At 42.4% G+C, this 495-nt stretch carries 1 pseudogene; it reads right to left on the reverse strand.

Features of this window, described 5'->3' with window-relative positions:
* Positions 1–85: 85 nt before the first annotated feature.
* Positions 86–495, reverse strand: a pseudogene (locus ACYVTD_RS16320) (M16 family metallopeptidase); the annotation flags it as partial.

A 495-nucleotide genomic window follows, 5' to 3' on the forward strand; every position in this document is an offset into this window, starting at 1 on the left:
AATGCGTGGTTTGAGAACAGAAAGGCTACTCAATTGAAAAAGGCTTTTTTACGTCCGTCTTTGTAGCCCCTCCCTGCACCCCTCGTTAATAACCGCCGCTCCAGAAAGACATTGACGCTTGTTTTCCGGCAAGTTTGTTTGAAAGCTCATTTCTTGAATACGGACCAAGACCAGATGCGGCTATCATTTCGGAAAGAAGATTTACGGAGACAATTGTTTTCTCGGTAGCGTTAGTTGTTCCGCCTTTTGCCATTGCGTACATTACAATCTCGTTATTTTTATTAGCTGTCTCCTGAAAAATTATTTTTGCTCCGTTTGACAAAGTAATAATATGTGCACCCGTCAGCTTATTCATGTCTTCGGACACTATTTCCCCGGCAGGCGGAACTTTGTCCATTAAATCGCCTGAAAGCAAATTATCTTTTCTGCGGTCAATTTTGGCGGCTTGCGTCTCTCTAAAAATCGCCTTTATTTTTTCCGCTGATGGAAGATTCT

This window comes from Treponema sp. R6D11 (genome assembly GCF_054786075.1).